Here is an 804-nt window from a genome sequence, read left to right on the forward strand (position 1 = left end):
CGGCGATCGTGCCCCAGATCTGCGGCACCATGATCTTCCAGAAGATCTGGAACGGATTGGCGCCGTCGATGACGGCCGCTTCCAGCGTCTCTTCGGGGATACCCCGCAAGGCCGAGGACAGGATAACCATGGCAAAGCCGGTCTGGATCCAGATCAGGATGATCATCAGGAAGAAATTGTTCCAGAACGGCAGCGATATCCAGACCTGCGGCTGGCCGCCGAAATACTGGATGATGGCGTTGAACAGGCCGATCTGCGTCTGGCCGGCGCCGCGATACTCGTAGATGAATTTCCAGATGACGCTGGCGCCGACAAACGAGATGGCCAACGGCAGGAAGATGAGGCTCTTGGCGATGGTGCCCCACCAGATCTTGTCGGTGAGGACGGCGATGATCAGCCCGAGGAAAGTGCAGGCGGCAGGCACGACCGCCAGCCACATGATGTTGTTGAGGATGGAGGTGCGGAACTCGCGGTCGCCGAACGCCCATTCATAATTGGCGAAGCCGACGAAGTTGGCGCCACCGCGATCAAGGAACGACAGCCTGAGCGTCTCCACGACCGGGTAGATCAGATAGATGGTGAGGATGATCATGGCCGGGCCGACGAACAGCCACGGCCGGATCATCCCCTGCCGGCGCAGATTGTCGATGGCCGCAGCACCTGCAACACCGCGCGACGGGAAGATGATGTCCACCAGCTTGTTGGCGCCCCAGAAATAGGCGACGCAGCCGCCGACGCCGACGATGATGACGAATATGGCCGAGAAAATCTGAGCCGCCACGGGTCTCTCCCTCTGCGCATGAT

General features: G+C 60.6%; 1 protein-coding gene. It reads right to left on the minus strand.

Going from position 1 to position 804, the window contains the following annotated elements:
- Positions 1 to 781, minus strand: a 781-nt coding sequence (locus EOA86_RS36770) for a sugar ABC transporter permease (protein ID WP_164892418.1), incomplete at its 3' end; no start/stop codon positions are given.
- Positions 782 to 804: the final 23 nt, after the last annotated feature.

Source organism: Mesorhizobium sp. M5C.F.Ca.IN.020.32.2.1, assembly GCF_004023105.1.
GTDB classification, from domain to species: Bacteria; Pseudomonadota; Alphaproteobacteria; order Rhizobiales; family Rhizobiaceae; genus Mesorhizobium; species Mesorhizobium wenxiniae.